At 63.6% G+C, this 18,450-nt stretch carries 18 protein-coding genes; 10 read left to right on the top strand and 8 right to left on the bottom strand.

Features of this window, described 5'->3' with window-relative positions:
• Positions 1-2: 2 nt before the first annotated feature.
• Genes hmgA through maiA form a run of 3 tightly spaced genes read left to right on the top strand, consistent with a single transcriptional unit; the run spans position 3 to position 3,260 of the window.
• On the top strand, positions 3-1,301 hold the full coding sequence (hmgA, locus tag HU752_RS27680; RefSeq protein ID WP_186678399.1) for a homogentisate 1,2-dioxygenase: 1,299 nt from the start codon (positions 3-5) through the stop codon (positions 1,299-1,301).
• A gap of 3 nt (positions 1,302-1,304) precedes the next feature.
• Complete coding sequence (fahA, locus tag HU752_RS27675) at positions 1,305-2,609, top strand: fumarylacetoacetase (protein WP_186678396.1); 1,305 nt, start codon at positions 1,305-1,307, stop codon at positions 2,607-2,609.
• 12 nt (positions 2,610-2,621) lie between these two features.
• On the top strand, positions 2,622-3,260 hold the full coding sequence (gene maiA, locus HU752_RS27670; protein WP_186678393.1) for a maleylacetoacetate isomerase: 639 nt from the start codon (positions 2,622-2,624) through the stop codon (positions 3,258-3,260).
• A gap of 44 nt (positions 3,261-3,304) precedes the next feature.
• Here maiA and HU752_RS27665 read toward each other — a convergent pair whose 3' ends face one another.
• Both HU752_RS27665 and HU752_RS27660 read right to left on the bottom strand, forming a co-directional pair.
• Positions 3,305-4,660 (bottom strand): Fic family protein, encoded by a 1,356-nt coding sequence (locus tag HU752_RS27665; RefSeq protein ID WP_186678814.1) that lies wholly within the window; start codon positions 4,658-4,660, stop codon positions 3,305-3,307.
• Between the two features lie 155 nt (positions 4,661-4,815).
• Positions 4,816-5,619: a SirB1 family protein gene (locus HU752_RS27660; RefSeq protein WP_186678390.1), complete on the bottom strand. Its 804-nt coding sequence runs from the start codon at positions 5,617-5,619 to the stop codon at positions 4,816-4,818.
• A 184-nt stretch (positions 5,620-5,803) separates the two neighbouring features.
• On the opposite strand from HU752_RS27660, the gene HU752_RS27655 reads away from it, so the two are divergent.
• Positions 5,804-6,823: a Leu/Phe/Val dehydrogenase gene (locus HU752_RS27655; RefSeq protein WP_186678388.1), complete on the top strand. Its 1,020-nt coding sequence runs from the start codon at positions 5,804-5,806 to the stop codon at positions 6,821-6,823.
• Between the two features lie 9 nt (positions 6,824-6,832).
• Here the strand turns inward: HU752_RS27655 and HU752_RS27650 are convergent, their stop codons facing one another.
• Positions 6,833-7,099 (bottom strand): YebG family protein, encoded by a 267-nt coding sequence (locus HU752_RS27650; RefSeq protein WP_054060364.1) that lies wholly within the window; start codon positions 7,097-7,099, stop codon positions 6,833-6,835.
• Between the two features lie 375 nt (positions 7,100-7,474).
• Between HU752_RS27650 and HU752_RS27645 the strand changes: the two genes are divergently transcribed.
• Positions 7,475-7,975, top strand: coding sequence for a phosphate-starvation-inducible protein PsiE (locus HU752_RS27645; RefSeq protein ID WP_186678386.1), 501 nt, complete (start codon positions 7,475-7,477; stop codon positions 7,973-7,975).
• A 32-nt stretch (positions 7,976-8,007) separates the two neighbouring features.
• On the opposite strand, the gene HU752_RS27640 is transcribed toward HU752_RS27645, so the two are convergent.
• Positions 8,008-8,352 (bottom strand): YXWGXW repeat-containing protein, encoded by a 345-nt coding sequence (locus HU752_RS27640; protein WP_186678383.1) that lies wholly within the window; start codon positions 8,350-8,352, stop codon positions 8,008-8,010.
• 357 nt (positions 8,353-8,709) lie between these two features.
• On the opposite strand from HU752_RS27640, the gene HU752_RS27635 reads away from it, so the two are divergent.
• Together HU752_RS27635 and HU752_RS27630 are read left to right on the top strand one after the other, a co-directional pair.
• Positions 8,710-10,170 carry a DUF1800 domain-containing protein gene (locus tag HU752_RS27635; protein ID WP_225920078.1) on the top strand — a complete coding sequence of 487 codons (1,461 nt, stop codon included), beginning with the start codon at positions 8,710-8,712 and terminating at the stop codon, positions 10,168-10,170.
• Between the two features lie 9 nt (positions 10,171-10,179).
• A complete protein-coding gene (locus HU752_RS27630; RefSeq protein WP_186678377.1) occupies positions 10,180-11,379 on the top strand; it encodes a DUF1501 domain-containing protein in 1,200 nt (399 codons plus the stop codon).
• Here HU752_RS27630 and HU752_RS27625 read toward each other — a convergent pair.
• Positions 11,376-11,699, bottom strand: coding sequence for a DUF3509 domain-containing protein (locus HU752_RS27625; protein WP_186678374.1), 324 nt, complete (start codon positions 11,697-11,699; stop codon positions 11,376-11,378). The genes HU752_RS27630 and HU752_RS27625 overlap by 4 nt on opposite strands.
• A 427-nt stretch (positions 11,700-12,126) precedes the next feature.
• On the opposite strand from HU752_RS27625, the gene HU752_RS27620 reads away from it, so the two are divergent.
• On the top strand, positions 12,127-12,540 hold the full coding sequence (locus tag HU752_RS27620) for an HPF/RaiA family ribosome-associated protein (protein WP_186678371.1): 414 nt from the start codon (positions 12,127-12,129) through the stop codon (positions 12,538-12,540).
• Between the two features lie 65 nt (positions 12,541-12,605).
• Here HU752_RS27620 and fecA read toward each other — a convergent pair whose 3' ends face one another.
• The 3 genes from fecA to HU752_RS27605 form a co-directional block, all read right to left on the bottom strand.
• Positions 12,606-14,960, bottom strand: a complete 2,355-nt coding sequence (fecA, locus tag HU752_RS27615; RefSeq protein ID WP_186678368.1) for a TonB-dependent Fe(3+) dicitrate receptor FecA — start codon at positions 14,958-14,960, stop codon at positions 12,606-12,608.
• 98 nt (positions 14,961-15,058) lie between these two features.
• Entirely contained in the window at positions 15,059-16,012 is a 954-nt protein-coding gene (locus HU752_RS27610; protein ID WP_186678365.1) for a FecR domain-containing protein, read from the bottom strand.
• A gap of 8 nt (positions 16,013-16,020) precedes the next feature.
• Positions 16,021-16,509, bottom strand: a complete 489-nt coding sequence (locus HU752_RS27605; RefSeq protein ID WP_186678363.1) for a sigma-70 family RNA polymerase sigma factor — start codon at positions 16,507-16,509, stop codon at positions 16,021-16,023.
• A gap of 303 nt (positions 16,510-16,812) precedes the next feature.
• Here HU752_RS27605 and HU752_RS27600 point away from each other — a divergent pair, with 303 nt between their 5' ends.
• Both HU752_RS27600 and HU752_RS27595 read left to right on the top strand, forming a co-directional pair.
• The gene (locus tag HU752_RS27600) at positions 16,813-17,388 is read left to right on the top strand and encodes an RNA polymerase sigma factor (RefSeq protein ID WP_186678812.1); all 576 of its coding nucleotides are present in this window, start codon (positions 16,813-16,815) and stop codon (positions 17,386-17,388) included.
• Positions 17,385-18,371, top strand: coding sequence for a FecR family protein (locus tag HU752_RS27595; protein WP_186678362.1), 987 nt, complete (start codon positions 17,385-17,387; stop codon positions 18,369-18,371). The genes HU752_RS27600 and HU752_RS27595 overlap by 4 nt, the downstream gene beginning before the upstream one ends.
• Positions 18,372-18,450: the final 79 nt, after the last annotated feature.

Here is an 18,450-nt window from a genome sequence, read left to right as displayed (position 1 = left end):
CCATGAACCTCGACGCCACGACGCTGGCCTATCAGTCCGGCTTCGGTAACGAATTCAGCAGCGAGGCGCTGCCCGGCGCGCTGCCGGTCGGCCAGAACTCGCCGCAAAGAGCACCCTACGGGCTCTACACCGAGTTGCTGTCCGGCACCGCGTTCACCATGTCCCGCTCCGAAGCCCGGCGCACCTGGCTGTACCGCATCCAGCCCTCGGCCAACCACCCGGCGTTCGCCAAGCTCGAGCGGCAACTGGCCGGTGGCCCCCTGGGCGAGGTGACTCCCAACCGCCTGCGCTGGAACCCCCTGCCGATTCCGCAGCAACCCACGGACTTCATCGATGGCCTGGTCGGCATGGTTGCCAACTCGGCGTCGGAGAAACCGGCCGGCATCAGCGTCTACAGCTATCGCGCCAACCGTTCGATGGAGCGGGTGTTCTTCAACGCCGACGGCGAACTGCTGCTGGTGCCTGAACAGGGACGCCTGCGCATCGCCACCGAACTGGGTGTGCTGGAACTCGAACCGCTGGAAATCGCCGTGCTGCCGCGCGGCCTGAAATTTCGTGTCGAACTGCTCGACGCGACGGCCCGGGGCTATGTCGCCGAGAACCATGGTGCGCCGCTGCGCCTGCCGGACCTGGGGCCCATTGGCAGCAACGGCCTGGCCAACCCGCGCGACTTCCTCGCGCCGGTGGCCCATTACGAGGACCGTCGGCAGCCGACCACCCTGGTGCAGAAATTCCTCGGTGAGCTGTGGGGCTGCGAGCTGGATCATTCGCCGCTCAACGTGGTCGCCTGGCACGGCAACAACGTGCCGTACAAATACGACCTGCGCCGGTTCAACACCATCGGCACGGTCAGCTTCGACCACCCGGACCCGTCGATCTTCACCGTGCTGACCTCGCCGACCAGCGTACCGGGCATGGCCAACCTCGACTTCGTGATCTTCCCGCCGCGCTGGATGGTGGCCGAGAACACCTTCCGTCCGCCATGGTTCCACCGCAACCTGATGAACGAGTTCATGGGGTTGATCCAGGGCGCCTACGACGCCAAGGCCGAGGGTTTCCTGCCGGGCGGCGCCTCCCTGCACAGCTGCATGAGTGCCCACGGGCCGGATGGCGAGACCTGCAGCAAGGCGATCGCCGCCGAACTGGCGCCGAGCAAGATCGACAACACCATGGCTTTCATGTTCGAGACCAGCCAGGTGCTGCGTCCGAGCCGCTTCGCCCTCGACTGCCCGCAGTTGCAGAACAATTACGACGCCTGCTGGGCGAGCCTGCCCAACACCTTCACCCCGGATCGGAGATAATCCATGACTCAACCCAACCTTGCGCGCAGCTGGGTCGCATCCGCCAACGGGCACCCCGACTTCCCGTTGCAGAACCTGCCACTGGGCATCTTCAGCCAGCAGGGCTCGGCCCCGCGCAGCGGCGTGGCGATCGGCGAGCACATCTTCGACCTGCAGGCCGCGCTGGACGCCGGCCTGTTCGACGGCGCGGCCAAGCGCGCGGTCGAAGCCACCCGTGGCGGCCAACTGAATGCCTTCTTCGAACTGGGCCGCGGCGCGCGCCAGGCCCTGCGTCAACGCCTGCTGGAACTGTTCGGGGAGAACAGCAGCCTGCGTGGCCGCATCGAAGCCGAAGGCGCCAGGTTGCTGCCGCTGGCCGCCGACTGCGTCATGCACCTGCCGGCGAAGATCGGCGACTACACCGATTTCTACGTCGGCATCGAGCACGCACAAAACGTCGGCAAGCTGTTCCGCCCCGACAACCCGCTGTTGCCCAACTACAAGCATGTGCCGATTGGCTACCACGGCCGGGCCTCGACCGTGCGTCCATCCGGCACCGACGTGATGCGGCCCAAGGGCCAGACCCTGCCGGCCGGGCAGACCGAACCGGTGTTCGGCCCTTGCGCCCGCCTGGACTACGAACTGGAGCTGGGCATCTGGATCGGCCAGGGCAACGCCATGGGCGACTCGATCGCCATCGGCGATGCGGCCGAGCACATTGCCGGCTACTGCCTGCTCAACGACTGGTCGGCACGTGACGTGCAGGCCTGGGAATACCAGCCACTCGGGCCGTTCCTGTCGAAAAGCTTTATCACCAGCGTTTCGCCCTGGGTGGTGACCGCCGAGGCCCTGGAGCCGTTTCGCAAGGCCCAGCCGGCGCGTCCCGCAGGCGATCCGCAACCGTTGCCGTATCTGCTCGACCAGCACGACCAGGAGGCGGGTGCCTTCGATATCGAACTGGAAGTGCTGCTGCAGACTGAAGCCATGCGCGAGCAGCAACTGCCGCCGCAACGCCTGACCCTGAGCAACACCCGCCACATGTACTGGACCGTGGCGCAGATGGTTGCGCACCACAGCGTCAACGGCTGCCAGTTGCAGGCCGGCGACCTGTTCGGTTCGGGCACCTTGTCCGGCCCCGAGGCCGGTCAGTTCGGCAGCCTGCTGGAGATCACCGAGGGCGGCAAGAAACCGGTGGAATTGCCGTCGGGTGAAATACGTCGGTTCCTGGAGGATGGCGACGAAATCATCCTGCGCGCGCGCTGCCGCCGCGAAGGGTTTGCCTCCATCGGTTTTGGCGAGTGCCGTGGCCGGGTCCTGCCGGCACGTTGAGAGGAGCGAGCCATGGAGCTTTACACCTATTACCGTTCGACCTCGTCCTACCGGGTGCGAATCGCCCTGGCGCTCAAGGGGCTGGACTACCACGCACAACCGGTCAACCTGATCGCACCGGGGGGTGGTGAACACCGCCAGCCGGCGTACCTGGCGCTCAACCCGCAGGGCCGGGTGCCGGCGCTGCGTACCGACGCCGGTCACCTGCTGACCCAGTCACCAGCGATCATCGAGTTTCTCGAGGAGCGTTATCCCCAGGTCCCGCTGCTGTCTCGCGACCTGGCGACCCGGGCCCAGGAGCGGGCGGTGGCGGCACTGATCGGCTGCGATATCCATCCGCTGCACAACGTCAGCGTGCTCAACCTGCTGCGTCAGTGGGGGCACGACGAGTCGCAGGTGCAGGCGTGGATCGGGCATTGGATCACCCAGGGACTGGCGGCTGTCGAGCAGTTGATCGGTGAGAACGGCTACTGCTTCGGCCACGAGCCGGGGCTGGCGGATGTCTACCTGATCCCGCAGTTGTACGCGGCCGAACGCTTCAAGGTGGCGCTGGATGCCTATCCGCGCATCCGGCGGGTCGCGGCGCTGGCGCAGCAGCACCCGGCGTTCGTCCAGGCGCATCCGGCCAACCAGCCGGACACTCCGGCCTGAGGTGGGCTACCTGCGGACCCCGGTGTTCCTGATCGGGGCCCGCTTCATGCCTTCCAGTTTTTCTGAATGGATGTCGCATCGATCATTTCATACATCCATTCGTTACCCACCTTGCTCTTTCTGAACAGATTCAGGTCGACCAGGCCGTTCAGTACCGCTGCCGCGGTGTTGTAGGCGCAACCGAAGTTGTCTTTCACACCCGTGACGGTGAATTGCTGTGCCGTGCCGGATTTTGCGACATTGAACACCACCCGCTGTTTTTCCGAGAGTTTCGAGTAGAGACCGGATTCGTACAGGAATGTATTGAATCGGGTCATCGATTCGACCGTGGCCTCGTAGGTCTTCCTGAATTCTCCGATGGCACGAGTGATGACGCGGCACTGATAGTCGACGAAGTAGGTCAGGTCCATGTCGTCCGTTTCGGTATACAGGTAACTCTTTCCATATTGGATGGGGGCAGCCTTGAGCAAGGTGCTGATGGCGATATAGCGGAAAGCGCCAAATCCTCTTTTGAACAGATACCAGTAGAACAGCGACCTGGCGACACGGTCGTTACCATCATGGAACGGGTGCTCGAAGCCTACCGCGAAGTGAAGAATGATCGCTTTCACCAGCGGGTGGATGTAGTTGAGGTCGTTCATGTCCGAATGATGGGTGTTGATCCATTCGCAGATCAGACGAAGGCGTGCTGCGAGGTTGTACGCTGGAGGCGGTTGGTGCGCCACGTTGCCCCTGCCATCCTCGATGACGATGTTGTCGTCATTTCTCAGGGCACCGGGGTGGTAGTGCTCATCGTCGATGCCTTCTACTCCCGTTTGGTGCAGCTCTGTAATCAGCTCCAGTGAGAGTTCACGATTCCTGCACTCCCAGGCCAGTTTCATCAGCTTGTAGTTGCTGATGATCATTTTTTCATCAGGCGTTCTTGGGCCCCGTTGCCGCTTCAACAGCTCCTTGGCCGCCTTCGTCGTGGTAGCCGCACCTTCCAGTTGGCTGCTGCTGATCGCTTCGTCCTCGATCAGGTCATTGAGCAGGTACTGAAGGTGTTTTTCCTCACCAATTCTCGAGCACATCCACTCCAGGGCGGCAGTGGTGGTGTTCTGGTCACAGGCGGAGATGGCGATATGCATCGCTGGTGTATAGAACAGGGGGCAAGGGCGTGCGGGGTCATCCAGGGATAACACGTTCCTTTGCTGTTTCTGGCGTTCGGCTTTGACCACGGCCCAGGCGAGTTGTGAGTCCACACCCTTGGGCCAACGAAAACGTAGTTCGTCGAAATGCTGATAGCGTCCCTTGATATCGACTGCCTGGGCTAGCTCGAGATAGTCCTCAACCATCTCCAGGTGTTTCTTTATGATGGTGGTGAAGGGGCTGTCGACGGCCGCTGGCGGAGCCTTGATCATGCTCATTTCAAAAACTCTCAGATTTGAAATGAGCATAGCGATGAGGATGAGGCATTTCAATAAAGCAAAAAAATGAAATGCCGATGACTGGGCTGGAAGTCATGTGCCTGGGCTGCATGATGGCGGTAGCTGCGATTCAGGCAGCCTCCAACCAATTAATGCACGACGGTATCGGGCGGCAGTCGTCCCAGCCGCTCCGTCAGGCGCAGGCGCTGGATCGGGTCGTCGCTGAGCAGCAAGGCGCGTTCCAGGTCATGGCGCTCGGCCCGCGGGCAGTCCAGTTTCTGGTACAGGCTGGCGCGGGCCAGGTAGTCGCTGGCGTTGCCCTCGCCGAGTTCCAGGACCCGTTCGGCATCGCGCAGGCCGGCGAGGAAGTCGTCGTTGGCCAGGTGCAGTTGCCGCAGGTTGCGCGACAGGCGCTGGAGCATGTCCCGGGGTGTCGCGACCTGCATGTGCTCGGCGCTCAGGGACATCGCCGGGCCGTACTGGCGGCTCAGCAGTTCACGGCAATCATTGGGGTAGAGACGGCGACCGCCACAGGGGTCGAGCAGATGGTCGGCTCCCGGTACCCGCAGCAGGAAGTGCCCGGGGAAGTTGATCCCCACCAGCGGAATCTCCAGACCTCGGGCCAACTCCAGGGCGATCATCGCCAGCACCAGCGGTTGCCCGCGGCGCCGTTGCAGGACCTTGTCGAGCAGCGCCGCATGCGGTCGTAGCGGGGTGAATTCGTCCTGCTGGAAGCCCAGTTCGTTCATCCGCCGCAGCAGCGGTTGCGCCAGCTCGCTGACCGGCAGCAACGGCAGCCCGGCGCTGACCCGCTGTTGCAGGTCCTTGAAATCGCGCAGCAGGCTTTCGGGCTGCACCTTGGGGTCATGTTCGGCGGCTATCCACAACGCCGCTTCGAACACTGCGGGCGGGTCACGCTCCAGGCAGGCAAAAAAGGCTTGGCGGGGGTTCATCGAAATCTCCGGCAGAGATTCCGTTTTAGCGCTGCGGCGGCTTTTCGTCCAGTGGCTTGGAAGCCCATGGGGGGGTTATGTCATAAAGCCTGCGATGCCGGTCGGCTTATTCTCCAGTACTTCGGCATTCTTTGCGGCGAAGCCTATACTCGCTGTGTACAAGAAGTGATCAGGGGGCTATTCGATGTTTGCTCTCATGCAAAGCACTCGCCTTGAATCGCTGCACCTCAGCGTCGACCCGGTAACCGGGTTGAAGGCGGTGATCGCCATCCACAACCGTCGCCTGGGTCCGGCGCTGGGTGGCTGTCGTTACCTGGCTTATCCTGATGACGAATCCGCCATGACCGATGCCATTCGCCTGGCCCAGGGCATGAGCTACAAGGCGGCCCTGGCCGGCCTGCCGGTGGGCGGTGGCAAGGCGGTGATCGTCCGGCCTGCCCATGTCGAGAGCCGTGCGGCGCTGTTCGAGGCGTTCGGTCGTTGTATCGAGCAACTCGATGGCCGCTACATCACCGCGATCGACAGCGGTACCTCCACCGCGGATATGGACTGCATCGCCCAGTACACCCGGCATGTCACCAGTACCACCAGTGCCGGTGATCCCTCGCCGTATGCGGCCCTGGGAGTGTTCGCCGGTATCCGCGCCACGGCCATGGCCCGTCTGGGCAGCGACAATCTCGAAGGCCTGCGCGTGGCGGTCCAGGGGCTGGGCAATGTCGGTTATGCCCTGGCCGAGCAGTTGCACGCGGTGGGGGCGGAATTGCTGGTCAGTGACAATGACCAGGGCAAGGTGCAACTGGCAATGGAGCAGCTGGGCGCGCACCCGATCGCCACCGAGGCATTGATCAGCACACCCTGCGATATCTTCGCGCCCTGTGGCCTGGGCAATGTCCTGACCAGCCAGAGCGTGATGCAATTACGCTGTGCCGCCGTCGCCGGTTCGGCCAACACGCAACTGACCAACCTCGGGGTGGCCGACCAGTTGGAAAAACGCGGGATTCTCTATGCGCCGGATTATGTGATCAATTCCGGAGGTCTGATCTACGTCGCACTCCGGCACCAGGGGGGGGAACTGGCGGACATCACCGCGCACCTGTCACGAATCGGTGCGCGGCTGACCGAAGTCTTTGCCCACGCCCAGGCGGAAAAACGTTCACCGGCCCGGGTAGCAGACGAACTGGCTGAACGCCTGCTGTATCGCTGAAGCACTTCGTTACTCGGCGTCCGCCGGGGCCGAGAGCAGTTCGGACAGGGCGTCCGGCTGGCTCTTGAAGGCCTTGGCGAAGACATCGCGGTTCTTCGCCATGTAGATGCCGACTTCCTCCACCTGTTGCTCGTTCAGCGAAGGCACGGCTTTTTGCAGGACTTCAGCCAGCAATTCGGCCAGTTCGAGCATCTTGTCATGACGGTCAGCTTCGGCTTTATCCATGAACAAACGCTCCAGATCTCGGCTGCTGCGGTATACCACTTCGACGGCCATTTACCACCTCACATGCCTTCTCGATAGGTTGTCTTGTGTGAATACTGTATTTATATACAGCTAAAGAATAAGCGAATCCTGAAGGTTTGGATAGTGGCTTTTTAATGTAGACCGGTTTCGAGTTTTGTCAGGGGGCTGGACTGACCTTGTGGGAGCCGGCTTGCCGGCGAGCGCGGTGAGCCAGTCGGTGACGAGGGTGACTGACACCACGCAATCGCCAGCAAGCCGGCTCCCACAGGGATGGGGGCGTGTCTCGGCGGCGGCTGCGACCATCTCATGGCCGCCTCTGGCCTTTTTTCTGCATGGCGTTGCATGCAGTGAAACAGTCACCTTCAACCCGCATCATGCGATCGAGCCGATCTAAGGACGTGCACCGTGAAAATCAATTGGGCCGAGAAACTGCGGCAAAACGTGCATCAGGTGGCCGAGTCCCTGGGCAACCTGTTCGTCGAGTCCTTCCATTACCTGGCGCTGTTCGCCATCGGTGGGGTCACGGCCTGGGCGGCGGTGATGGAGTTCCTGCTGATGATCGAGGAGGGGCACATCAAGATCGATGACATCCTCTTGCTGTTCATCTACCTCGAATTGGGCGCGATGGTCGGGATCTATTTCAAGACCAACCACATGCCGGTGCGCTTCCTGATCTACGTGGCGATCACCGCGCTGACCCGCCTGCTGATCTCCAACGTGTCGCACCACAACCCGCCGGACATGGGCGTGGTCTACGTGTCCGGGGCGATCCTGCTGCTGGCGTTCGCGATCCTGGTGGTGCGCTATGCCTCGTCGCAGTTCCCGTCGGTGAAGATCGAGCACCCGCACCGCAAGGTCGGCGAGGGCTCGGCGGAACATCCCGAGGTGGAAAAAGGCGAGCTCTGAGCCCGCCTCTCAGGCACGTTCCAGCACGTGGGTCAGTTGATCCACATCCCGGCCCGCAGGTGCCAGCCGTCCCCGCGCTGTTCCCAGTGCGGGTGCACGTAGCGGTAGCCGGGGCGCACCGGCTCCCAGTGGCCGTGCATCGCCACATAGCGGCGACCATCCCAATGCCAGTAGCCGCGGGCCCAGATGTAGCCCGGACGGTAGGCTGGCTCGACTTCGATGACTTCCTGCGGTGGCGGCTGGGGCGCCACCACCTCGACGTAGCGCACGGGCGCCGGGCGTTCGACGATCACCGGGCGTTCACGGACCACCCGTTCCTGTACACAGCCCGATGCCGCGACGACAGCGATGGCCAATACGGCATAACGAAAAAACATCAGACCTCCTCGGACTCTTCCTGGCATGGCATGTCTGCAATGAACGACGGAATTTTCATTTTCGGCCGTTGAATAGGTTGTAACAGTATGTGTCTGTCCGTTGGCTGAACCTGAAGGCGCTTTGTGTGCTGTCAGTGGCCGTTTGTCGGGCGCTCGCGCAAGAAGCGTGACGCAGTGCTCCAGACCGCGCGATGCGTGCAGGTCTGTCAGCACCCGTACAGGTCGCCGGGTAGACACTGGCCCCGTTGTGGACAACATTTTCCCTGCAAGGAAGTCCTGCGCATGTCGCTTGCCCGTGCTGTTTTTCGACCGCTGTGTTGTTGGCTGCTTGTCTCCCTTTTCTGCCCGGTGGCAGCCATGGCGGCCAGTGCGCCCCTGAGCCCGGCGGACTCCGCCTGGCTGCGGCGCGACGGTTTCGACCTGGATGCGGCGAACGTCGCCCGGTTCCGCTCCATGGGCCGCGCCGGACTGTTGCAGGCGCAACTGGGTGACCACCTGCATGACTCGCTGCCGCCGGCCATCGCTGCGCAGTTGCAGGCCTATCCGCTGCTGTCGACCCCATTGCAGGCGACCCTGCTGGCGTTCCGGCAGGCCCAGGAGCAGGTCAAGGCGATGCCCGGCGGGGATCCTCAGGTCGAGGCGAAGAAGACCCTCCAGCGCCAGGCCAACGAGGCCGCCGAACAGGCCCGGCAGATCGTCCTGCTGCGGGCGGTCTACGGCAGCAACCAGCTCAAGGAGCAACTGGTGTGGTTCTGGCTCAACCATTTCAGCGTTTTCGCCGGCAAGGGGGCGGTCCGGCTGATGGTCGCGGACTACGAGGAGCGGGTGATCCGCCCGCATGCCCTGGGCAAGTTCAAGGACCTGGTGCTGGCGACCCTGAAGAGCCCGGCGATGCTGGAGTACCTGGACAATGCGCAGAATGCCCGGGGCAAGGTCAACGAGAACTACGCCCGTGAACTGATGGAGTTGCATACCCTGGGTGTCGGCTCCGGCTACACCCAGCAGGACGTCCAGCAACTGGCCCTGATCCTCACCGGTGCAGGGGTGGTGCCGCTGGACGGTCGGGTACAGAAGTTCGGCCCGCGGGTCGCGCCGCTGGTGGTCCGCGACGGCCTGTTCCAGTTCAATCCCAATCGGCATGATTTCAGCGACAAGGTGCTGCTGGGCCAGCCGATCGCCGGCAGCGGGTTCGACGAGATCAGCCGCGCGCTGGAACTGATCACCCGGCAGAAAGCCTGCGCCCGGTTCATCTCGCGCAAGTTGGCCGAATATTTCGTCGCCGACCAGCCACCACAGGCGCTGGTCGACCGGATGAGCGCGACTTTCCAGCGCACCGATGGCGATATCGCCCAGGTCATGGGCACGCTGTTCGAGTCGCCGGAGTTGCTGCACAGCGACGGCAGCAAGTTCAAGGACCCGATGCAGTTCGTGGTCTCGGCCGTGCGCCTGGCCTACGATGGCAAGCCGATCGCCAACCCGCGCCCGTTGCTCAACTGGCTGAACCAGCTGGGCGAGCCGCTGTTCGGGCGCCAGACGCCGGATGGCTGGCCATTGGCGGCGGCCGGCTGGGCCAGCTCCGGGCAGATGTCCAAGCGCTTCGAGATTGCCCGGGCGATTGGCGCGGGCAACAACCGCCTGTTCACGCCCGAGGGCAGCCAGACTGTCGGCGCCGGCTTCCCGCTGATCACCACGCCGCTGTACTACGACGCCATTGAGCCACACCTGTCGGCGGCTACCCTCGGAGCGCTGAACCAGGCCCGGTCGCCGCAGGAGTGGAATACCTTCCTGCTGTCTTCACCCGACTTCAACAATCGCTAGGGTGCCATGATGAATCGTCGAGATTTTCTGCTGGGCTGCGCAGCCACTGCGGTGACCCTGCCGGGCCTGTCGTTTTCCACACGGCTGTTCGCCGCACCCGTGTCGGCGCCGCGTTTCCTGATGGTGTTCCTGCGTGGCGGCTACGACTGCAACAACCTCTTGGTGCCCTATGGCAGCGACTTCTACTACGAATCACGGCCAAGCCTGGCGATTGCCCGGCCTGATACGCACAACGCCGACAGCGCCATTGCCCTGGATGCCCACTGGGGGTTGAACCCGGCCCTGCGCGATTCGCTGTATCCGTTGTGGCAGCGCAAGCAAATCGCTTTCATCCCCTTTGCCGGCACCGACGACCTGTCCCGCAGCCATTTCGAGACCCAGGACAATATCGAGGCCGGTCAGCCCGGCGCGCAACGTGGTCACTACGGCTCGGGCTTCCTCGCCCGCCTGGCCGGTGCGGTTTCCGGCAGCTCGCCGATTGCTTTCACCGATGCGCTGCCGTTGAGCTTCCAGGGAGGGCGGGATATCCCCAACCTGTCGCTGCGCGGGGTATCGAAACCGGTGTTCGATGAGCGGCAGTCGAACATTCTAGCCTCGATGTACAAGGGCACTTCGCTCGCGGCGCCGGTCAGCGACGGCCTGGCGTTGCGCCAGCAGGTCTCCCGGGAGCTGCAGGACGAGATGCAGAAGGCCGGGCGCGGTGCGCCGACGGCGGGCAACTTCGCCGGTGAAACCCGGCGCATTGCCACCTTGCTGTGTGATCAGTACCGCCTGGGCTTTGTCGATGTCGGTGGCTGGGACACCCATGTCAACCAGGGCGGCGCCCATGGCCAGCTGTCGAACAACCTGGCCAACCTCGGGCAGGGCCTGGCGGCGTTTGCCGAGGCGATGGGCGACCAGTGGAAAAACACCACGGTGGTGGTGGCCTCGGAGTTCGGTCGGACCTTTCGCGAGAACGGCAACCGCGGCACCGACCACGGGCATGGCACGGTGTACTGGGTACTCGGGGGCAGCGTGCACGGTGGGCGGATCGCCGGTGAGCAGGTGGCGGTGAACGCGGCCAGCCTGCTGCAGAATCGCGACTACCCGGTGCTCAACAACTACCGCGACCTGTTGGGCGGGCTGCTGGGGCGGACCTGGGGATTGTCCGCTGCGCAATTGCAGGTCGTTTTCCCCGGTGCACGCCCCAATGGGCTGCAACTGGTCTAGATCGCTACGTAGCGCAGTTCAGGCCGGGAAGCTTGGGGCGGGCGGGCCAGCAGCTTCAGGTTGTCGTCGTCGGTCATGGCGGTGAGGATGTCCAGCGCGCTGTGGCCCTGCTCGATGGCGATGCCGAATTGCACGCTCTGGATCAGGCGTTTGAGGCGTTGCGGGTCATTGCGTTGCGCCGGGCTGATCATCCGCTTGGCGACCACGCCGCCGGCGTTGGACAGGGTCAGCAGGATGCTGCCGTCCAGGCCCTGCAGGCTCAGGTTGACCCGGTACTCGGGCTGGAAGGCGTCGTTGATCAACTGGAAGGGATTGTCCATGGTTTTCACCGCTCTGATCGGAACATGCAGGCATTGACTGCGTGGAAACCGGATTGGTTCGTTATTCCGGACCACCGGCCGTCCGGCGGCACTGGCCTCGTGCTGGCGTCGCCGTACGGGCAATGAGCGAAGCAAGCCTTGTGCCGTATCGCTGGCGAGGCGTTCTCCCTGTGCGGGAAATCGATGCGATGGGGGTTTTCAGTTGACGTGTATCAAGAAATTTCTGATGTGAAGGGCCGACCCAATTTCCGACCATACCAGTGCTTTCAGGGCTTGTCCGGCTTTTTTTGTCGGAAAAAATTTATCTTTTCAAAGGGCTTGAATTGTTTTTCCAACTGCCCAACTCTGTAGGCAAGAGGCTACGTTTTGCACTGCCTCCAGCGGTGCGGCGAACCTCTTGCGAGCTAGCTGAAATAAGGGAAGAACTATGCAAATCCAAGTCAATAGTGATAACCATATTCAAAGCAGCAAACGACTGGAGGAGTGGGTCCGTACTACCGTTGAGAGCACGCTCGAACGCTACGAAGACGACCTGACCCGGGTCGAGGTCCACCTTGGGGATGAGAACGGCGACAAGCCCGGCCCCCATGATATTCGTTGCCAGATCGAAGCCCGGCCAAAAGGCCGCCAACCGATTTCCGTCACCCATAAGGCCGATACGCTGGAGCAGGCGATCGATGGGGCCTCCAGCAAGCTGGAGCATGCACTGGAACACCTGTTCGGCAAACTGGCGGCCAAGCGCGCCACCCTTGTCAGGGGCGAGCGTCGCGACCTGGGGGATGCCCTTCTGGAAGAGGAGTTCGAAGAGAAAGAGCGCGTACGCCTGGCCGCCAATGGCTGACCGTCAGCGCTGAAGAAAGAGGGCCTGCATGCGCAGGCCCTTTTTTATTGCGGCGTGAACCAGGTTCAGAAGGCCACGGAGGTCTGCAGGTAGACCGTGCGTGGCTCACCCACGTACTTGCCCTTGTTGTTGTCGTCGAATGACCGGGTGAAGTACTGGTGGTTGAAGATGTTCTTCACCCCGACGGCAACGTTCAGGTCCGACAGCTGTGGGCCGAAATCGTAGGCCGCGCGGCTGCTGAACAGCATGTAGCCGGGAATCCGCCCGGTGCTGCCGTCGGCACTTTCCGCGCGGGTGTTGGCGTTGTCGGCGAACTGGCTGCTCTGGTAGCTGCTGTCCAGGTTCAGCTTCCACGGGCCCTCGGTATAGCTGACGCCCAGGGTACCCTTGTGCTTGGAGGAGAACGGTACGCGATTGCCCTTGTTCGGGCCGTCCTCGCGGATGGTCGCGTCGACGTAGGCGTAGGTCGCGTAGACATCGAATCCGGACAACGCCGGGCTCAGCCCGTCGAGGGCATAGTTGACGCTGGTCTCGATCCCCTGGTGACGGGTCTGGCCACGGGCGATCACCGTGTCGTTGGTCTGGTTGCTGTCGTACTGGTTGTCGAAATTGATCAGGAACGCGCCGACCTCCGCACGCAGGCTGCCGTTGTCATAGCGGGTGCCGAGTTCCCAGGTCCGCGCCTTTTCCGGTTTCACTTCGCCACCGGCGACCCGGTTGGGCATCTGGCTGTATTGCACGCTGCCGAACGAGCCCTCGGTATTGGCGTAGAGGTTCCAGCTTTCATTCAGGTGATACAGCACGTTCAGCGCGGGCAGGGCGGTGTTGTAGTTGCCCTGGTACTTCGCCTGGGTCAGGTTGTTGTTCTGCCGGGTATCGATCATCTCGTAGCGGATACCCGGGGTGAGTGTCCACTTGCCGATATCGATGCGGTCATCGATGAAGAACGCATGGGCCTCGGTCGCACCACGGGTGTCGCGGTCATTGCGGCTGTCGGTGCTGGGGAACACCTGGTTGCTGGTGATCGGTGTGCGATAGCGCAGCTCGTGGCCGGCCTCGTTGAGGTAGCGATAGCCGACGCCCAGCTCGTGCACCGTGTCGCCGAGGTCGAAGCCCTGGCTGAAACGGGTCTCCACGCCGCGTACCCAGTACTCGCGCGGGGACAGCGAGAGGAAGCTGCCCTGGTCCAGGTAACCGCTGCGCAGGGTCTTGGTGAAGAAACTGTTCACGGTGAATTCGCGGCGGTCCTGCTGGTAGCGGTAGCCGAAGTCGAACATCGTCCTTCGACCCCAGAAGCTGTCCTTGAGGCGGGTCGACTGGTAGGGATCGGCAGCGTAGGCCGCACTGCTCAGGCCGCCGGGCATGTCGGCCTGGCCTTCGTAGTACTGGGCCATGGCGGTGAAGCTGTTGGCCTCGTCGAGCTGGTACTTGCCCTTGAGGATCAGGTCGTCGATCTCGGTGTCGCTGTGTTCGCGCCAGTCACTGCCACGGGTGCCGGAATACAGCAGGGCGCCGCCGAGGCCGTTGTCGGCGGTGCCGCCGGCCAGCAGGTTGCCAGTGCGCTTGAAGCCGTCCTGGGTCGAGGACGGGCTGACTTCGGTCTGGAAACCGCCCTTGACCGTCGGCGTCTCCGGGATCGCGCGGGTCACGAAGTTGACGATGCCGCCGACGTTCTGCGGGCCGTAGCGCACCGCGCCGCCGCCGCGAACGACGTCGACGGCATCCAGGTTGCCCATGCTCACTGGCGCGAAGGACAGTTGTGGCTGGCCGTAGGGGGCGAACGGCACCGGGATGCCGTCCATCAGCACCGTCGAGCGTGAAGCCAGCCGTGGGTTGAGGCCGCGGATGCCGAAGTTGAGCGCCATGTCATGGCTGCCGGTGCCGTTGTTCTCCGGCGCGTTCACGCCGGGAATGCGATTGAGCACATCGCGGGCCTGGGTGGCGCCCTGGCGTTCGAACTCTTCGCGACGGATCACGTCACGGGCACCGGGATGCTCGAAGACGTTGCTCTGTTCGGCGGATCCGAGCCAATCGCCCACCACGGTCGAGGTGCCCAGCTCCAGTGTTGTCTGGGCGGCGGCAGCCGTTGCCGGTTGCAGGCTGAAGGCGTTGTTGCCTTCATCGCGGGCCTGCAGGCCGGTGCCTTCGAGCAAGGCCGCGAGCCCGGCGGCGGGGCTGTAGTCACCCTTCAGCCCGTGGCTTTGCAGGTCGCCGGTGACTTGGGAGCCGAAGGAAACCAGTACGCCAGCCTGGCGGCCGAACTGGTTGAGGGCGTTTTCCAGCGAGGTCGGTGCGATCTGGTAGTGCCGGGTCGGTGCTTCCTCGGCGCGGGCCAGGCTGCCCAGGCTCAGGCTGGCACCCAGCAGCAGATAGCGCAGGGCGCGGGCGAGAGGTGTAAGACGGGACGCTTGAGAGGGCATGCGGTGATCCTGAGAAGGTGAGTCAAGGTGGCTTTCCTTCTCTGTCACGCGACACTGGGAAAACGGCTCACTCTTTTTCGATTTTTTTCATGGCCGCCTCAGGCCCGTGCCTCGATGCTCAGCCAATAGCGGGTGAAGCGCCTTACCCGTATGGGCAGGCTGATTTCCAGCAGGTCGAGAATGCGTTCGCTGTCGTCCAGTGGGTAACTGCCGGAGATCAGCAGGTTGGCGACCCGTGGATCACAGTGCAGTTGCCCGCGACGATAGCGGCCCAGTTCGTCGAGAAAATCCTCCAGGCGCATGTGCGCAGCCACCAGCATGCCCTCGGTCCAGGCGCTGTTGCCGGCCTCGACCGGCTGCGGTGTTTCCCAGCCCTGGCGGTTGAAGCGTACCTGCTGGTTCTTCGGCAGCAGCAACGGTGCGCCGCCCCAGTCGCCGGGGCGCAGTTCGACCTGGCCGTCGAGTACCGCCAGTTGCGTATGGTCGCGCCACTGCCGGACGTCGATCCGCGCCTGCTGCATGCGGGCCTTACCCTGGGCCGTGGTGAGCAGCAACGGACGGCTGTCCGCCGTTGCAGTCAGCAGGACCTGCCCCTCGAGCAGGCGGACCCGCCGTTGCCCGGCATCGAAACGAACATCGACGGCGCTGTCGGTGTTGAGCTGCAGTTGACTGCCATCGGCCAGTTGCACCTGGCGGCGTTGGCCGACCGAGGTGCGGTAGTCGGCCAGCAATGGCGTGAGCGGGTTGTGTTCGCGAAAACCCCAGCCCAGTGCCGAACCGGTACCGAGCAACAGCAGCAGTTTGAATGCCTGTCGCCGGCCGTGGCTGCGCGGTGCGTTCAGTGCGGCATGGGCCAGTGGCGAGGAGAGCCCGCGCAGCCGTTGATTAACCCTCTGGATATGCTCCCACGCCCGCTGGTGTTCACCATGGTCGGCCAACCATTGCTGCAGTGCCTGCTGCCGGCGCGGATCGAGTGGGCCGTCCTGGACTTCCATCAGCCAGTGCACCGCCTGCTCGGCGACCTGGTTGGAAAAGTTCGCCGCCCCCGGCATCGACGACCTCACAGGGCGAAGTAACAGCGCATCGCTGCCTTGGTCAGGTGACGCTTGACGGTGGCGATCGAGATGCCCAGCTCAAGGGCGATGGCACCCTGGCTCAGGCCGTCGATCTGGGAGAGCAGGAACGCGCGTTTCACCAGGCGTGGCAGCCCGTCGAGCAATTGGTCCAGCTCCACCAGGGTCTGCAGGATGATCGCTTTCTCTTCCTCGGACGGCGCGAGCATTTGCGGGAACTGCGCGAGGGTTTCCAGGTAGGCACGTTCCAGGTCCTGGCGCCGGTAATGGTTGAACAGCACGCGCTTGGCGATGGTGGTCAGGAACGCGCGGGGTTCGACCAACTGCGGTGTTTCTCGCGCCGCCAGGAGCTTGATGAAGGTGTCCTGGGCCAGGTCCGCGGCGTTTTCCGGGCAACCGAGCCGACGCCGCAACCAGCCGGTGAGCCAGCCATGGTGGGCGTGGTAAAGGACTTCGACGGTATGCGCGTGGGGCACCGTTAGCACTCCGGCAACTGACATGAATGCGTAAGAGAACAAGAATTGTTCGCATTGTATGGCCCGATCATGGCATTCGGCAATCCACCCCGAGCCGTGGTGGAGGGGATATTCGTCGGCGTCTTTTGCGTATGAGAATATTTATCATTAATATTGCGCAATTATCTGCAGCGGCGTGCGAAGGGGCTCCCGGCCGTTGCCCTTCGCATCTTCCCGTTTCCAAGGTCGATCCATGAAAAGCAGCGCTGGCGGGCTGTCCGCCTCCTATTGTCTGGCCGTCACTTCGCGGGTGCTGTCTTGAACCTGATGCTGACGCCGCCTGAATCGCCGCAAGGCAGCGACCTGGACAGCAGTGCCGGGCGCGCGCATTTCCTGAGGGTGTTCCTGTCCCAGCGCTCGCAGATGGAAGCGCTGGTCAGCCGCCGGGTCGGTTGCCGGGCGACGGCTGCCGACCTGGTGCAGGACCTGTTCCTGCGTTTCTGGCGCCGGCCGCTGGTTCAGGTGGAGGAGTTGAGCACCTACCTGTTGCGCTGTGCTGGCAACATTGCCATCGACCACTTGCGTAGCGAGGGTGCCCGTGTGCGAGTCAACGAAGGCTGGCTGCCCGAACAGGACACCGAAAGCCTGGCGCCCGAGGCGGCGCTCGAGGCCGGCAACGACCTGCGCCACGTCGAGGCGGCACTGCGGGCGCTGCCGGAGCGCACACGGCAGATCTTCCTGCTGAACCGGATCCACGGCCGCAAGTACGCCGACATCGCCAGGGTCATGGGTTTGTCCCAAAGTGCCGTGGAAAAACATATGATGCGCGCCCTCGAAGCCTGCAAGGCCAGCCTTCGTGATCCCCAGACACCGCGCACGCCAGGGAATGCACCGAAATGAACAGCACCCGCGTCCAGGTGACACCCGATCAGGAACAGGCCGCACTGGCCTGGTTGAGCCGTTTGCACGACCAGCCCAGCCGCACCGACCAGGCCCTGTTCAGCCGTTGGTTGCAGGCCGATCCGGCGCATGCCGAGGCCTATGCCCAGGCCCAGGTGCTCTGGGAACTGAGCGAAGTGCCGGCCAGCCGGCTGGCGCAGGAGGAAGCCTTCGCCCTGCAGGGGCTGCTCAGGGAGATGGATCGGCCGCGCCGCAGCCCATTGCGCCGCTGGTCTGCTCCACTGGCGATGGCCGCCTGCCTGCTGTTGATGATTGCCATGGGGGCTGGCTGGCAGCCGCAGCGCTGGCTCGACGACCTGGGCGCGGACTATGTGTCGGCGCCAGGACAGGTGCGTACAGTGACGCTGGCCGATCGTTCCGAGGTGACCCTGGACACCGACAGCGCCATTGCCGTGGATTTCAGCGGCGGCGAGCGGCATGTGCGCCTGCGCCGCGGTTCGGCGTTCTTCAGCGTCAGTCACACCGGCGAGCCGTTCGTGGTCGATGCCAGGGGCGGCGAGGCACGGGTGCTCGGTACCCAGTTCGAGGTTCGCCTGCAGGATGAGGGGGCGCGGGTCACGGTGCTGTCCGGACGCGTCGGCGTCACGCCGGGCAAGGGCGCCCCACAACAGATACTCACCGCCAACCAGCAGCAGGCCTATGCCGACGGCACGGCGCAGCCGCTGCACGCGGTCGACAGCGAGCTGCAACTGGCCTGGCGCCAGGGCTGGCTGAACTACTCGAAGTCCTCGCTGGCCGAGGTGGTCGATGATCTGCGGCGCTATTATCCGGGACGTATCCTGCTGTTCAACGATGCCCTGGCGGCGCGCCGGGTCAGCGGCAGCTTCCCGAACAAGGACCCGCAGGCGGTGCTGGATTCGCTGCAGGGCGTGCTGGGTTTCGAGCAGCACAATCTGCTCGGCCGGGTCATCGTGTTGCGCTGATTGAGACGGGCCTGAAAATATTTTCAGAAAACAGGTGAGGTAAACCCGAACGCCATCCGTGTACTGGGTGAAAGTGCGA

The organism is Pseudomonas vanderleydeniana, from assembly GCF_014268755.2.
Classification (GTDB): Bacteria; Pseudomonadota; Gammaproteobacteria; order Pseudomonadales; family Pseudomonadaceae; genus Aquipseudomonas; species Aquipseudomonas vanderleydeniana.
The sequence above is the reverse complement of the archived record's forward strand: the minus strand, read 5'-3'. Positions and strand labels throughout refer to the sequence as shown.